The sequence below is a fragment of the Acinetobacter bereziniae LMG 1003 = CIP 70.12 genome (assembly GCF_000368925.1).
Taxonomy (GTDB): Bacteria; Pseudomonadota; Gammaproteobacteria; order Pseudomonadales; family Moraxellaceae; genus Acinetobacter; species Acinetobacter bereziniae.
Genome location: NZ_KB849756.1, coordinates 946,124 through 960,305 on the forward strand (window position 1 = coordinate 946,124; position 14,182 = coordinate 960,305).

The window sequence follows — 14,182 nt, forward strand, 5'->3', positions numbered from 1 at the left end:
AAGCTTTCTCTCTTTTGAGGAGTCATCATGTCGCAGCGATCCCGAGTGCTGCCAGGTTTTGGTCTTTCACTAGGCTTCACCCTAGCGTATCTATCTTTAATCGTACTGATACCACTTTCTGCCGTATTCATAAAATCATTAGGCGTAGGTTGGGATGGTTTATGGGAAATCTTGAGCTCTGAACGTATTTTAAAATCATTACAGCTCAGTTTTACCACCGCTCTCATTGCAGCCTTGATCAATGTGATTTTTGGTTTTTTATTGGCGTGGTGCTTAGTGCGTTATTCATTTCCAGGCAAACGTATAGTCGATGCTCTGGTCGACTTACCTTTTGCTTTACCTACCGCTGTTGCAGGTATTGCTCTGACCTCTCTATATGCGTCAACAGGTTGGATTGGACAATTGCTTGAACCATTAGGGATTAAAATCGCCTATACATCTCTGGGTATTACCTTAGCCCTGATTTTTATCGGAATCCCTTTCGTTGTACGCACAGTGCAACCTGTATTGAGCGACCTTGAAACAGAACTGGAAGAAGCCGCTTCTGCACTCGGTGCTAATCGTTTTCAAATCGTGACTAAAATCATTTTACCTATTCTCTTCCCAGCATTGTTAACCGGTTTTGCTTTAGCATTTGCACGGGGCGTTGGTGAATATGGTTCAGTTATTTTTATTGCAGGGAACATTCCTTACGAAACTGAAATTGCACCGTTAATGATTATTACTCGTTTAGAAGAATATGATTATGCTGGAGCAACCACCATTGCAGTTGTAATGCTGATTATTTCTTTCTTTATCTTGTTCCTGATTAACTTGGTTCAGGCATGGGCAAGTCGCCGCACAGGGAGAACTGCACGATGAGCTTAAATACCAACAGCAATGCTTTGGCTGAAAAACTACAGTCTCGTGATGCAACCCGTGAACCAACATGGGTCCGATATACCTTACTCATCATCGGGTTACTCTTCTTTTTGGGCTGTTTAGTGCTCCCATTGGTGCTGATTTTTGTTGAGGCATTTAAGCAAGGAATTCAGGTTTATTTCGCATCATTGATCGATCCATACACCTTGTCAGCCGTAAAACTCACCTTACTCACAGCAGCAATTGCAGTTCCACTTAATGTCATTTTTGGTGTTACTGCCGCATGGTGTGTCGCTAAATTTAATTTCCGTGGCAAGTCTATACTCACCACGATCATTGATACACCGTTTTCTGTATCACCAGTGATTGCAGGTTTGATGCTGGTTCTGATCTTTGGTTCGCAAGGTTGGATTGGGTCATGGTTAATTGAACATGACATTAAAATTCTATATGCCACACCTGCAATCATCATTGCCACCGTATTTATTACCGTTCCATTTGTTGCCCGTGAATTAATTCCACTCATGGAAGCTCAAGGTACAGAGGAAGAAGAAGCGGCTATTGTACTCGGCGCATCAGGTTGGCAAACCTTTTGGAAAATCACCATTCCCAACATTAAATGGGGTCTGATCTACGGCGTAATTTTGTGTAATGCGCGTGCAATGGGTGAGTTTGGTGCAGTGTCGGTCGTATCTGGGCATATCCGTGGTGAAACCAATACTTTACCCTTACATATTGAAATTTTATATAACGAACCAAATTCGATTAGTGCTGCTTTTGCGGTTTCGACCTTGTTAGCATTTTTGGCAATTATTACCCTTATTTTAAAAACATGGGTTGAATATCGCCAAGAAAAACAAGACCGTGAAAGTAAAGAATCTACTGTTTCTTAAGGAATTGCACATGAGTATTCAAGTTAAAAATATTGAAAAAAACTTTGGTGCATTCCATGCACTTAAAAACATCTCTCTGGATTTTCCAGAAGGTCAACTGGTTGCCTTACTTGGACCTTCAGGTTGTGGTAAAACCACACTACTTCGTATTATCGCCGGTCTTGAATCAGCAGATCGAGGTCAAGTGATTCTTGAGGGTACAGACGCAACCAATAGTCACGTACGTGAACGTCAAGTAGGCTTTGTATTTCAGCACTATGCTTTATTTCGCCATATGACCGTATATGACAATATCGCATTTGGTTTACGTGTTCGTCCTAAATCTACGCGTCCAAATGAAACTGAAATAAAAAAACGTGTCACACGTTTGCTGGATCTAGTTCAGTTGGGTTTCTTGGCAGATCGCTATCCTGCGCAACTGTCTGGTGGTCAACGCCAACGTATTGCTTTGGCACGCGCTTTAGCCGTTGAACCTCGTGTGTTGTTACTGGATGAACCATTTGGTGCACTAGATGCCAAGGTCCGTAAAGAATTGCGTCGTTGGCTCAGAACCCTGCATGATGAATTGCATATCACCTCTATTTTTGTTACCCATGACCAAGAAGAAGCATTGGAAGTCGCCGATCAAATCGTGGTGATGAATAAAGGTGATATCGAACAGATTGGCTCGCCACGAGAAGTTTATGAGAAACCGGCAACACCATTTGTCTTTGACTTTTTAGGTCAAGCGAATCGATTTGAAGGTGAGAACCATCAAGGTATTATTCAAATTGGTGATGATCGAATCCAACTGCCTTCAACACAAAATACAGCTGATGGTAAAGTGATTGCTTTTGCTCGACCAAATGAATTGAAAATTCACGCACAACCGACTGAAAATGCAATTCAAGCAACCTTTTTACGTGAATTATGGATTGCCGGTAAAGTCATGGCGGAGTTACAAGATCGCCAAGGACAACTGATTGAAATTGCTTTAAACCCAGAAGAAGCAAAATTACATCAATACAGACCAAATCAAACAGTTTGGGTAAGTGCATCTACACTTCACCTATTTGAAAATCAAGTCGCGTAATCGTCGACAGGATGAGTACTCCCCACCTACTCATCCACATTTGAGGTATGGAACATCATGAACTTTCAACAATTACGAATTATCCGAGAAACGGTTCGTCAAAACTACAATTTAACTGAAGCTTCAGCTGCACTTTACACATCTCAATCAGGTGTCAGTAAACACATCAAAGATTTAGAAGATGAATTAGGTGTGCAATTGTTTGTTCGTAAAGGCAAACGCCTATTAGGCTTAACAGAACCAGGACAAGCCTTGCTCAGTATTGTTGAACGTATGTTGATTGATGCTGACAACATTAAACGTCTTGCAGATGACTTTAATAAAGTCGATGAAGGGACATTGACGATTGCAACAACACATACCCAAGCACGTTATGTGTTACCCCCAATCGTGAATTTATTTAAAAAAGCATTTCCGAAAGTGCATTTGATTTTACAACAAGCCAGTCCTGTTGAAATTTCAGAAATGTTACTTTTAGGTTTGGCAGATATTGGTATTGCGACTGAATCACTGACAACCGAAGAAAACTTGGGAAGCGTGTCATTCTATAATTGGAAACACAGCATTATTACCCCTCAAGACCATCCACTGACCAAACTTAATCCTAAAGACATTACTTTAGAAAAATTGGCTGAATATCCAATCATTACTTATCACGGTGGTTTCACAGGTCGTTCAAAAATTGATAAAGCCTTTGAAGATGCCAATCTTGATGTTGATATCGTGATGTCTGCACTGGATGCCGATGTGATAAAAACCTATGTTGAGCTTGGCATGGGTGTTGGTATTGTCAATGATGTGGCTTACGATACAGAACGTGATCATCGTTTAAAACAAATTGATACTGATATTTTTGGTTTAAATACCACTTGGATTGCAGTACGTAAAGGTCATTTACTGCGTGGTTATGGTTATGAGTTTATTTCACTCTGCTCACCAGAGGCTGATATTAAAGCCTTAAAGAAAATCGCCTATCCTGAAGATTAAGTTTATACATGAAACTTAATCAGCCAAGCAGATAAGAAAGAGCGCATTTTTGCGCTCTCTCTTCATTAAATTAAAATATCCAAAAGCACAACACATATTCTTAAGAAAAACTAAAACTATTGATTTTATTTATTATTTATCAAAAGATAATCTTTTTAGTATAAAATTTAGCCTGAATCATATTTTAATATTGTCATTTTGGGGACAAGGATGAATTATCAGATCTGGAGTTTAGCCATCGGGGGCGTTATTCCTCTATTTAGTCATGCCGCAGGTATGGAAAAATCTGATCAATCCGTCCGCACATTTCTTGAACCTAATCATTACCTAGAACTATCTTATGCTGAACTTTATGCAGATGTATCTGGGCAATTACCTCAACACGAACAATTAAAACAACAAGGTATTGATGATTTTTCTACAGGCAACTTAGTCAATACTTATCATTTCGTCAATGCAGCAGCAAAATTACAAATCACACCACAGTGGTCATTTGGTTTAATCTACGACCAACCTTATGGTGTTGACATTGCTTATCAATACCGCCCTCAGACTAATTATGGAAAACAACTTTTAGAGTCTGGTCAATTTAATTTTGATAGTCAAAATCTCACCATGTTGGTGGGTTATCAACCTACTAGTCGTTGGAATATCTATACTGGAGCGATTTATCAACAATTTGAAGGCGAATTAAATATTTTTGGTGCAAACTATTCAGCACTGAGTGGCTATCAGGCAAAATTTAAGCAAAGTGCCGGTCATGGATGGTTAGCAGGTTTTAGTTATCAAATTCCAGAATATGCCTTAAAAAGCTCACTGACTTATCGATCTAAAATCAATCATCAATCAGCAGTGACAGAGTATATTTCTGGGCAAAATTTAACAGTAATTCCGTTTGAAAAAACGCGAATTTCTACACCACAATCTGTCAATTTAGAAATTCAGTCTGGTTTAACAGCAAACAATATTGTTTATAGTCAGCTTCGTTGGGTCAATTGGAAAGACTTTGAAATTCAGCCTAGACAATTTGGTGCTGTGGTTGATTATGCTGCCCAACAATATCCTGAATTAATCAAACCATTCAATCTGATTGACTATAAAAACAATCAATGGTCTGCAAAACTCGGTATTGCCCATATGCTTTCAGATCAATGGCTTATCACAGCTGATATATCATGGGATTCGGGCAATGATAATCCTGCTGGAACGCTCAATCCTTCTGACGGCTTTTATGCATTAGGCTTAGGCAGCTTATATAACATCAATAAAAACAGTTTTATTTCCTATGGCATCAAATATTTTCGATTTAATAAAGCAAAAATTGCAGATTTAGATGCCAATAGCCCAATCACTCAAAATTCAACATTATCCGAAGTAGGTCGAAATACTGCATTTGCACATGGAATTCGTATTGGGTACCGTTTTTAGCTTAATTTGATCATTTATTCTGTACATAAAAAAACGAGCCGAAGCTCGTTTTTTCTATACAAATTCGGAATGAATTACCAGTGGTAGCTTACACCTACTTTACCAACAGGCATCCACTTGTATTTGTCATCATTGACAAGTTTATTAGTTTCGTTTGCAAGCTCTTGGTCAAGATCTTTATTAATATTTGATGTTGCAGATCCTGAAACACGTTGTAGGTTTGCACTAGGATTACCAGTATAGTATGCACCTAATTCACCAAATACACCGAAGTTTTTGTTGATTTTTGGAGCAAAACCAAAACCTACATAGGGTGCAAATTGGTTGTCATAATTCATTTGACCTTCGATACTAACGCCATTTGCTCCAGCTTGGAAATCAGTATTATTTACTGTGAAGTTACGACCTGCGCTCACATTACGTTTGAGACCATATTCATTATCTACATAGCCTACACCAGCAGCAACATAAAGACCTTGAGCCCATACATTTTGGCTTGCACCCCATGGACGAATTTCAGCATTTAAATATGCTAATTTGTTGTCCATGTCTAAGTCATACTTAGAACCATTGATTTTTAAATCATCAGACCAAGAAATATCACCACCATTATAACCCAATGCTAAACCAACATAAGGGTTAGCAGTCCAAAGTAAAGCACCGCCGTAACCAGTTGTACCTACTTCAAGACGAGCACCTGTCGGGATTAATTGATTAGCTTCAAAAGCATAACCTTGATCAACAACAGACCCATCAGCCATTGCTAGACCAGAAGCAGATAATGCAGCTGTTACCGCTAATAGTTTTAACACTTTCATTTATGTCTCCTCAAAAAATAGAGTTTGTTCTTTAATCATTAATGTGTTTGGTTCGAAATGATAATATGTGATTCGATCTACACAATTAATAGAGAAATTGATTACTTTTTGTTATTTTTTGATACAATTAGATATTAATTGTTGTTTTTAAAAGAAATAAATTAAATTAAAACTTAATAATTCACTTATTTGATTGTTTTATTTTAAATTATGGGATGAGTTTTTTCGATTGAAACTAGATTTTATCTCTAATTTGAGTCCAATTTGGTGTAGAATCTTTAAAATTTTTTTGGGAAGGATGATTATGTCTCAGCTTTCAACGATCATTGAACAAGCGTTTGAAAACCGTGCCAACTTTACAGCAGTAGATTGCCCTGCTGAAGTACGTCAAGCTGTTGAAGAAGCTATTGCTGGTTTAGATAACGGCACACTTCGCGTAGCTGAAAAAATTGACGGTGAATGGGTGGTTCACCAATGGTTGAAAAAAGCTGTTTTATTATCTTTTAAATTAAATGATAACAAACCAATCGAATCTTGTGACCTTCGTTTCTATGACAAAGTAGATACTAAGTTTAAAGGTTGGACAGAAGAGCAATTTAAAGCTTCTGGTGTACGTGTTGTACCTCCTGCTGTAGCGCGTAAAGGTTCATTCCAAGCTAAAAATGTTGTATTGATGCCATCATATGTCAACATTGGTGCTTATGTAGATGAAGGTACGATGGTTGACACTTGGGCGACTGTAGGTTCATGTGCTCAAATTGGTAAAAATGTTCACCTTTCAGGTGGTGTAGGTATTGGTGGTGTACTTGAGCCACTTCAAGCGAACCCAACAATCATTGAAGACAATTGCTTTATCGGTGCACGTTCTGAAATCGTTGAAGGTGTGATTGTTGAAGAAGGTTCTGTGATTTCAATGGGCGTTTTCATCGGTCAATCAACCAAGATTTATGATCGTGAAACTGGTGAAATCCATTATGGACGTGTACCAGCAGGTTCTGTTGTTGTTTCAGGCAGCTTACCATCTAAATGTGGTACATATAGCTTATATGCAGCAATTATTGTCAAGAAAGTAGATGCGAAAACTCGTGCAAAAACTAGCTTGAACGAATTACTTCGCGAAGACTAAGCTTTTTTTATTCTTGGTTGCATTTTAGATTTATTATCGATCTAAAGCACCAAGCGGAGTCATTAATACTCCCATCTCTACGGTCAACAATGATCGTAGAGATTTTTCATTTTGTAATCTGTGGTAAATCTCATGAGTTCTCTTCGTTCTTCAACTATTCCTGTTTCTGATCCATCTGCGGGGTTGCGTATCACGGAGATTTTCTATTCATTACAAGGTGAAGCCAATACTTTAGGTTTACCTACTGTTTTTATTCGATTAACAGGTTGCCCACTACGTTGCACCTATTGTGATACCACTTATTCTTTTGAAGGTGGCGAACGTCAATCACTTGATCAAATTATTCAAACTGCTTTAGATTATAAAACTCCCTATATTTGTGTTACAGGTGGAGAGCCACTTGCTCAACCTAATGCACTGCCATTAATGCAACGTCTTGCTGATTTGGGCTGTGAGGTTTCTTTAGAAACTAGTGGTGCACTGGATGTTTCCAAAGTTGACTCTCGTGTTTCCAAAGTTTTAGATTTAAAAACACCTACTTCAGGTGAAGTAACTCGAAATTTAATCACTAACTTTGAACATTTGACTCCACACGACCAAATCAAATTTGTGATTTGTAATCGTGAAGACTATGAATGGTCAAAACAGCAAGTAGAACTCTATGCTTTAAATCAAAAAGTCAGCACTGTATGGTTCTCACCTGCTTTTGCTGTTGAAAAAGGTGCAACACGTTTACCACAACTGGCACGTGATTTAGCCCAATGGATTTTAGAAGACCATCTCCCTGTTCGTTTCCAATTGCAGTTACATAAATTGCTTTGGAATGATGAAACTGGTCGTTAATCTACCGTTATTTATTAATATTTGGAGAATTGGATATGCGCCCTCGTGCCATAGTTTTGCTATCTGGTGGCTTAGACTCAACAACTTGCTTAGCATGGGCTCAAGCCAATTATGACTGTATCGCATTAAGTTTTATGTATGGTCAACGCTCAACCACGGAACTTGATGCGGCGCGTGCTTTAACCAAAAATGCTGGTGTAGAACATCGTGTCATCAATATTGACTTGGGTAATTTAGGTGGTTCTGCACTTACAGACCATAACATTGATGTGCCTGATCATGAAACTGATGGTATTCCTGTAACTTATGTTCCAGCACGTAACACTATTTTCTTGTCTTATGCACTCGCAGCAGCGGAAGTTTTTGATGCCCAAGCCATTGTTATCGGCATCAATGCTGTTGATTATTCAGGATATCCTGACTGTCGTCCTGAATTTATCGAAGCTTTCGCCAATATGGCTCGACTTGCCACTAAAGTTGGAGTAGAAGGAAAACCTCTTAAATTTGAAACACCTCTGTTACATTTATCCAAAGCGAATATAATACGCTTAGGGATCGAACATGGCGTAGACTATAGTCAAACGGTTTCATGCTACCAAGCAGATGACCAAGGACGTGCTTGTGGCAAATGTGATAGCTGCCGACTTCGTAAAGAAGGCTTTAAAGATGCAGGTATTGCAGACCCAACACGTTATATACCGCAATAACAAGGTACTGTTTATGAAAAATTTAAAATCAAGTCTTATTCTTTCTGCTTTATTTTCAGCTTCGGCTTTAATGGGATCTACGGCTTTCGCTGCTGAGTCAAATGCAATTCAACAAGCCTATAAAAGTGCCAATGTTAAATCTGCACTGATTGGTGTTTGTAAAACAGAAACTGCGAAAGGTGGAAAACTCACTGCCGCTGAAGTTAGCAAATACTGTACATGTGCTGTTGAATCTGACGGTAAATTGACCAATGATCAAAAATGGCAAATTCAAAGTGCCATTAACCAAAAGAAAAGCCCAGCAACTTTAGCTTTCGTTCAAAAAAATAACCAAGACCTTCAAACTTGTTTTGGTCCTCAGTTAACAGGTAAATTAAAAACCTTAACTGAAGAAGCAATGAAAGCTGCACAAGCGAAGAAATAATTCTTGTTGTGTTCAAGAGCCTGCCTATGCAGGCTCTTTTTATATGTAAATGGTATAAATACGATGCATACTTCATGGAACAGAACTGTAATACAACAGCAAAAGTTTGTTGCATCCTATAGTGGTGGTAAAGATAGTAGTCTCGCCTTATATCACGCATTGCAAACGGGAGAAGCTATTGTTCTGATTGTCATGCTTGAAGAACAAGGACTTAAATCTCGTTCTCACGCAATGCCACTTGATATTATAGATGCACAGGCTGAGTTGATTGGTTTACCGATATTAAAAGCATCAGCAACTTGGAATGACTACGAACAACAGTTTTTAAGCCTGCTAAAGCAAGCCAAACGATTAGGTGCTGAAACGCTTGTAACTGGAGATATTGATCTGATTCAACATGCACAATGGAATCAATCCATGTGTGATCAAAGCCAATTAAATTTGGTCATGCCTTTATGGCAGAAACCGCGGCTTGACATTGTTAGCGAATTTATTGAATTAGGTTTTGTCAGCATAATTGTCACGATCAACTTAAATCTAGGTATGCGAGTTGAAGATCTTGGTAAAACACTAACCGTTGAGTTTGTAAAAGAATTGATTGAGCGTGGAATTGATCCTTGTGGTGAGGCGGGTGAATTTCATACGACCCTTATTGATGGTCCTATTTTTAAAGCACCACTTTTGCTTGATAAAGGTGATATTCTCTATCATGAAAATTATGCCTTTTTAACACTACAACTTAAACAAAATCATCTTGAAGGATAACCTATGACTGAACAAATCAAACTTCCAAATCAAAAGTTTCCAACAACAACTGGTGAAATTAACCTTTCTGAACTCAGTACAGATTGGTTGGTTCTATATTTTTATCCGAAGGACTCTACACCGGGTTGTACAACTCAAGCGGTTGGTTTTTCATGCATCAAAGATCAATTTGACGCATTGAACACAACGATTATTGGTGTTTCTCGTGATTCAGTCAAAGCACATCAGAACTTCACTGAAAAGCAATCATTGACCATTAATCTCATCAGTGACAAAGATGAAACGTTATGTAAACACTTTGACGTGATCAAAGAAAAAAATATGTATGGTAAAATAGTGATGGGAATAGAACGCTCAACATTTATTTATCATCAAGGCAAGTTGGTCAAGGAATATCGCAAAGTAAAAGCTGCGGGACACGCTGAACAAGTTTTAGAAGATTTAAAAACCTTGCAAAAAGCTTAATGATGGTTATCCCCCTACTCGCGCTAAAGTTGAAATATTTTTAGGCTTGCAGGGGGATTTAAAATATTCTCAAACATGGATATTTAAAATCCCTAGAATCATAACGATTTTCAATCCAAATTCATTCTTAATCTGTTAGCGCATATGGATCAAAGTACCAAAGATAAAGCAATTGCCCACATCACTAACCCAATAATGAAATCTAAAATTTGCCATGATCGTTGATTTTGAAAAATTGGCAATAAAAAACGTGCGCCAAAACCCAAGCTAAAAAAGAATAACCATGACGCAGTGACCGCACCCATTGCAAAATACACAGCAGTTGATTCAAACTTGGTCGATATAGAGCCAATCAATACAACAGTATCCAGATATACATGTGGATTTAGCCAAGTTAACGCAAGACAAATCATGATCATTTTAAAAAGCTGAGACTCATTGTTTTCACTTGGAGCCAGACCGCTGGACGCTCTAAAAGCTTGAATAAAATGTTGTGCCCCATAGACCAATAAAAAAATCGCACCAAAATATTTTGCCCAATCGACAAATTCAGGATGAGTTTGGATAATTTTTGCAAAGCCTAACACGCCCAATAAAATCAAAACCGAATCTGATGCAGCGCAAACCACGCAAATCCAAAATACATTTTGTTTTTTTAAACCTTGTTTAAGTACAAATGCATTTTGTGCGCCAATTGCAATAATCAAACTAAATCCAACTGCCAAACCCTGCATATAGCTTTGCAACATCTCGAACTACACTTTTAACATATTAATGAATGGTGCTATTATCCAAATTTAGTTGATAAAATGAGTATTTCTAAATAAATTTCAACTTAACTAAATTTTTCTTATTTTATGTTTATCGTTATAATTGAACGACGATATAACACAGCAAAATAACAGCTACGAATTAATAGGATAATAATGCTACAAAGCAAACACAGTGAAGCTTTTCTGGCTGTTGCGGAGACTGGAAGTTTTGAACAAGCTGCAATACGACTAAATATCACCGCTTCAGCAGTCACACTTCGTGTACAAACTTTAGAGAAGCAACTTGGACAAGTGCTGATTATTCGAGAAAGACCTTGCAAAGTTACACAAGCAGGACAAGACGTTTTACTTTTTCTACAGCATCATCGCTTAATGGAGCAAAATTTAATTCAGAGTCTACAAGGACAATCTGCACAATCCCAATTTTTTAAATTAAATATTGCCTCAAATGCCGACTCACTTACCACTTGGCTGCTTCCCCTTTTTCAACAAACCTTAATCAAAGAAAAAATTGTGATTGATTTTAAGATTGATGATCAAACCCAAACCCATCATTTGCTTGAGGCGGGACTGGTCAATGCCTGTATCTCTACCGAAGCGCAAGCGATGAAAGGTTGTGAAGCCATTCATTTAGGCAAAATGAATTATCAAATGGTGGCAACCCCATCATTTGTGCAAAAGTATTTAGACCAAGGTCTACATCGGGAAGTGCTTAGACATACGCCAGCTGTGATTTTTAATGATAAAGATCATGTTCATGGCGAGGTTTTACAACAGCTTTTTGGCTTAATGCCAAACAGTTATCCTTGCCACTTTATTCCCTCCACCAATTCATTTGTCGATGCTATTTTACTTGATCTCGGCTATGGCATGGTGCCTGAAATGCAAATTCAGAAAGAATTATCTACAGGGCAATTGGTAGAAATTTTACCTAAAGCTAGAACAGATTTACATCTCTATTGGCATCATTGGAAACAGCAGTCTAAGCAATTGGATCAGTTAACTTCCACATTGATCTCACATACGCAAGCGATTTTAATTTAGTATCAAAAGTCAAAAATCAGTTAAACTAATCAATATCATTATTGCGAACTTATATCGTATAGATAAGGCATTTTCACAACCTCATATCTTGAGAAAAGTTCTGAATAATTTGCTTTGGCGAAGCTTTACTTTTCAAAGATGAAAGTGACAAGTCATTAAAAAGCCCAGATACTATGTATTGGGCTTTTCATAGAACAATAAGGCTATGATTTATGTCAGATAGAAAATTATTTCAAATAAGGTGTACTATGTTAATTTTAAGAAAAACTTACATAACATCAGGCTATATCTATTTCTAAAATCAGCTATTTTCTTTTATTGTTGCTGCACCAGATACACCACCTGTTGCAACAATGGCATTTACTACTGCCTGTCCTGCAGCCATTCCACCACCACCAGCAGCTATTGACCCGCCACCAAGCGTGGCTAATCCACTAGTTGTTGCTGCTGCTCCAGCAGTACCTGAAGCAGCGCCAATAGCAATTGCTGCATCGGCTACTCCGCCACCAGCTACAACACCGATACCAACAGCTCCTACGACTGTTCCTACTTTTTTTGCCAGTATTACATTTTCTTCAGATGCTCCCATTAACTTTGCAGCACTACCACTTGCATAGCCTATTCCAACACTAACCTTCTGGACTCCATAATCGATCCCTTGACCAGCTACAGCAGTACCTTTTGTAATACCAGAATCAAGTGTTTTTCCTATATTTGAGCAAGTATCTTTTATATTCTTTTTAGTTTTTGGGTCATCTGTACATAAACTAGCCACCACTCCTACACTTTGTGCAGTAATATTCGTCACAGTACCAAGTCCATTACCAGCATGACGTACAAGACCACCGAGGCTTAGATTTTTTCCAATCCATTCCATTGCCTTTGACATATTCTCCCCCTAAGATACTAATTTTTTAAATTATATGATTAAAACTCTATTTGGAAAATTGATATTTATAACTAAAAATAAATTAATTTTTGATTACATAGATTTCCCTATTTAACATAATCACTGTTACCCAAAATAATATTTTAGAAGCCTTTTTTAAGTCAATGTTTTAAGATCTTACCGCTACCTTAAAAATACCCAAAAGCCGATTTAGAAACAAGTCGGCTTTTTTTATGAGCAGATATGATCGTTCTTGCTAAGTAAAGTATCGCCTAAGCAAATCTATTGCAACTTTAGAATTAAAGCATGGCATTGAAAGCTTTATGATTTACACAATTTCTATAGCTATACAAATCATTAAAAGTATAGCTTTTGAAGATTATTGGAGTTAAATGATTCCTTCATCCTTCATTGCTTTTTGTACCGAGGGATGTTGTTGCATACGATGCATAAATCCTTGTAATGCCTTGAGATGACTAAGATCCAAATTAATAAACGATGCCCAACGAGTGACCACAAATAGATAAATATCTGCAATTGTAAAACCCTGCCCCAATACATTTTCTGAATCAGCAAATTGCTGATCTACCCATGCATATTGCTTTAATAATTTTTCTCTGAAAATATCTTTACTCGCCTCATCAAAACCTTTTTGGAAAAAAGGTGCATAGGATTTATGCAATTCTGAACTTATATAATTCATCCATTCTAATACCTTATAGCGCTTCAAATCGCCAAATGCTGGTAATAAATGAGTATTTTGCATTATTTCAGCCAAATACTGACTGATAATTGCCCCCTCACTGAGATGCAATCCCTCATCTGTAATCAGAAATGGGACCTGTCCTTTCGGATTGATTTTCAAAAAATCTTGTCCATCTTCCGTTTGGTGGTTTTTAAATGAAACATTGACTAACTTAAAATCATGTCCAATTTCTTGTAGCACAATATGCGGAGCCAGTGAACATGCACCTGCGGTATAAAAAAGTCTCATCGATTAATTCCCTGAATTGATTTAAGCTCATGCTATCCTTAACATCATGAACAATAAATACGCATAATATCAATTCACTTATTACATGGTGTA

Annotated in this window: 16 protein-coding genes; 12 read left to right on the forward strand and 4 right to left on the reverse strand. The window is 37.7% G+C overall.

Going from position 1 to position 14,182, the window contains the following annotated elements:
- Positions 1-27: 27 nt before the first annotated feature.
- The 5 genes from cysT to F938_RS14400 all read left to right on the forward strand — a co-directional run bounded on the left by cysT (position 28) and on the right by F938_RS14400 (position 5,241).
- The gene (gene cysT, locus F938_RS14380) at positions 28-861 is read left to right on the forward strand and encodes a sulfate ABC transporter permease subunit CysT (RefSeq protein WP_004829315.1); all 834 of its coding nucleotides are present in this window, start codon (positions 28-30) and stop codon (positions 859-861) included.
- Entirely contained in the window at positions 858-1,754 is an 897-nt protein-coding gene (cysW, locus tag F938_RS14385) for a sulfate ABC transporter permease subunit CysW (RefSeq protein WP_004829318.1), read from the forward strand. Before cysT ends, cysW begins: the two co-directional genes overlap by 4 nt.
- A gap of 10 nt (positions 1,755-1,764) precedes the next feature.
- Complete coding sequence (locus tag F938_RS14390; RefSeq protein ID WP_005032814.1) at positions 1,765-2,826, forward strand: sulfate/molybdate ABC transporter ATP-binding protein; 1,062 nt, start codon at positions 1,765-1,767, stop codon at positions 2,824-2,826.
- A gap of 57 nt (positions 2,827-2,883) precedes the next feature.
- Positions 2,884-3,813, forward strand: a complete 930-nt coding sequence (locus F938_RS14395) for a CysB family HTH-type transcriptional regulator (RefSeq protein ID WP_004829323.1) — start codon at positions 2,884-2,886, stop codon at positions 3,811-3,813.
- Between the two features lie 210 nt (positions 3,814-4,023).
- Entirely contained in the window at positions 4,024-5,241 is a 1,218-nt protein-coding gene (locus F938_RS14400; protein ID WP_005032815.1) for an outer membrane protein transport protein, read from the forward strand.
- Between the two features lie 74 nt (positions 5,242-5,315).
- On the opposite strand, the gene carO is transcribed toward F938_RS14400, so the two are convergent.
- A complete protein-coding gene (carO, locus tag F938_RS14405; protein WP_005032816.1) occupies positions 5,316-6,059 on the reverse strand; it encodes an ornithine uptake porin CarO in 744 nt (247 codons plus the stop codon).
- A gap of 304 nt (positions 6,060-6,363) precedes the next feature.
- Here carO and dapD point away from each other — a divergent pair, with 304 nt between their 5' ends.
- The 6 genes from dapD (at position 6,364) to F938_RS14435 (ending at position 10,389) form a co-directional block, all read left to right on the forward strand.
- Entirely contained in the window at positions 6,364-7,185 is an 822-nt protein-coding gene (dapD, locus tag F938_RS14410; RefSeq protein ID WP_004829328.1) for a 2,3,4,5-tetrahydropyridine-2,6-dicarboxylate N-succinyltransferase, read from the forward strand.
- Positions 7,186-7,317: 132 nt separating this feature from the next.
- Positions 7,318-8,028, forward strand: a complete 711-nt coding sequence (gene queE, locus F938_RS14415; RefSeq protein WP_005032818.1) for a 7-carboxy-7-deazaguanine synthase QueE — start codon at positions 7,318-7,320, stop codon at positions 8,026-8,028.
- Positions 8,029-8,063: 35 nt separating this feature from the next.
- A complete protein-coding gene (queC, locus tag F938_RS14420) occupies positions 8,064-8,735 on the forward strand; it encodes a 7-cyano-7-deazaguanine synthase QueC (RefSeq protein ID WP_005032820.1) in 672 nt (223 codons plus the stop codon).
- A 13-nt stretch (positions 8,736-8,748) separates the two neighbouring features.
- Positions 8,749-9,159, forward strand: a complete 411-nt coding sequence (locus F938_RS14425; protein WP_004829333.1) for a hypothetical protein — start codon at positions 8,749-8,751, stop codon at positions 9,157-9,159.
- A gap of 63 nt (positions 9,160-9,222) precedes the next feature.
- Positions 9,223-9,924, forward strand: coding sequence for a Dph6-related ATP pyrophosphatase (locus F938_RS14430; RefSeq protein ID WP_005032822.1), 702 nt, complete (start codon positions 9,223-9,225; stop codon positions 9,922-9,924).
- A 3-nt stretch (positions 9,925-9,927) separates the two neighbouring features.
- The gene (locus F938_RS14435) at positions 9,928-10,389 is read left to right on the forward strand and encodes a peroxiredoxin (RefSeq protein ID WP_005032824.1); all 462 of its coding nucleotides are present in this window, start codon (positions 9,928-9,930) and stop codon (positions 10,387-10,389) included.
- Positions 10,390-10,538: 149 nt separating this feature from the next.
- Here F938_RS14435 and F938_RS14440 read toward each other — a convergent pair whose 3' ends face one another.
- Complete coding sequence (locus F938_RS14440; RefSeq protein WP_005032825.1) at positions 10,539-11,138, reverse strand: LysE/ArgO family amino acid transporter; 600 nt, start codon at positions 11,136-11,138, stop codon at positions 10,539-10,541.
- A gap of 177 nt (positions 11,139-11,315) precedes the next feature.
- On the opposite strand from F938_RS14440, the gene F938_RS14445 reads away from it, so the two are divergent.
- Positions 11,316-12,206, forward strand: coding sequence for a LysR family transcriptional regulator ArgP (locus F938_RS14445; RefSeq protein WP_005032828.1), 891 nt, complete (start codon positions 11,316-11,318; stop codon positions 12,204-12,206).
- Positions 12,207-12,507: 301 nt separating this feature from the next.
- Here the strand turns inward: F938_RS14445 and F938_RS14450 are convergent, their stop codons facing one another.
- Positions 12,508-13,095 (reverse strand): hypothetical protein, encoded by a 588-nt coding sequence (locus tag F938_RS14450; RefSeq protein ID WP_005032830.1) that lies wholly within the window; start codon positions 13,093-13,095, stop codon positions 12,508-12,510.
- 388 nt (positions 13,096-13,483) lie between these two features.
- Positions 13,484-14,089 carry a glutathione transferase GstA gene (gene gstA, locus F938_RS14455; protein WP_005032833.1) on the reverse strand — a complete coding sequence of 202 codons (606 nt, stop codon included), beginning with the start codon at positions 14,087-14,089 and terminating at the stop codon, positions 13,484-13,486.
- Positions 14,090-14,182 lie beyond the last annotated feature (93 nt).

Bases quoted from the DNA above. Each gene is read 5' to 3' on its own strand.
- cysT (WP_004829315.1), top strand. From the start codon at position 28: ATGTCGCAGCGATCCCGAGTGCTGCCAGGTTTTGGTCTTTCACTAGGC.
- cysW (WP_004829318.1), top strand. From the start codon at position 858: ATGAGCTTAAATACCAACAGCAATGCTTTGGCTGAAAAACTACAGTCT.
- F938_RS14390 (WP_005032814.1), top strand. From the start codon at position 1,765: ATGAGTATTCAAGTTAAAAATATTGAAAAAAACTTTGGTGCATTCCAT.
- F938_RS14395 (WP_004829323.1), top strand. From the start codon at position 2,884: ATGAACTTTCAACAATTACGAATTATCCGAGAAACGGTTCGTCAAAAC.
- F938_RS14400 (WP_005032815.1), top strand. From the start codon at position 4,024: ATGAATTATCAGATCTGGAGTTTAGCCATCGGGGGCGTTATTCCTCTA.
- carO (WP_005032816.1), bottom strand. From the start codon at position 6,059: ATGAAAGTGTTAAAACTATTAGCGGTAACAGCTGCATTATCTGCTTCT.
- dapD (WP_004829328.1), top strand. From the start codon at position 6,364: ATGTCTCAGCTTTCAACGATCATTGAACAAGCGTTTGAAAACCGTGCC.
- queE (WP_005032818.1), top strand. From the start codon at position 7,318: ATGAGTTCTCTTCGTTCTTCAACTATTCCTGTTTCTGATCCATCTGCG.
- queC (WP_005032820.1), top strand. From the start codon at position 8,064: ATGCGCCCTCGTGCCATAGTTTTGCTATCTGGTGGCTTAGACTCAACA.
- F938_RS14425 (WP_004829333.1), top strand. From the start codon at position 8,749: ATGAAAAATTTAAAATCAAGTCTTATTCTTTCTGCTTTATTTTCAGCT.
- F938_RS14430 (WP_005032822.1), top strand. From the start codon at position 9,223: ATGCATACTTCATGGAACAGAACTGTAATACAACAGCAAAAGTTTGTT.
- F938_RS14435 (WP_005032824.1), top strand. From the start codon at position 9,928: ATGACTGAACAAATCAAACTTCCAAATCAAAAGTTTCCAACAACAACT.
- F938_RS14440 (WP_005032825.1), bottom strand. From the start codon at position 11,138: ATGTTGCAAAGCTATATGCAGGGTTTGGCAGTTGGATTTAGTTTGATT.
- F938_RS14445 (WP_005032828.1), top strand. From the start codon at position 11,316: ATGCTACAAAGCAAACACAGTGAAGCTTTTCTGGCTGTTGCGGAGACT.
- F938_RS14450 (WP_005032830.1), bottom strand. From the start codon at position 13,095: ATGTCAAAGGCAATGGAATGGATTGGAAAAAATCTAAGCCTCGGTGGT.
- gstA (WP_005032833.1), bottom strand. From the start codon at position 14,089: ATGAGACTTTTTTATACCGCAGGTGCATGTTCACTGGCTCCGCATATT.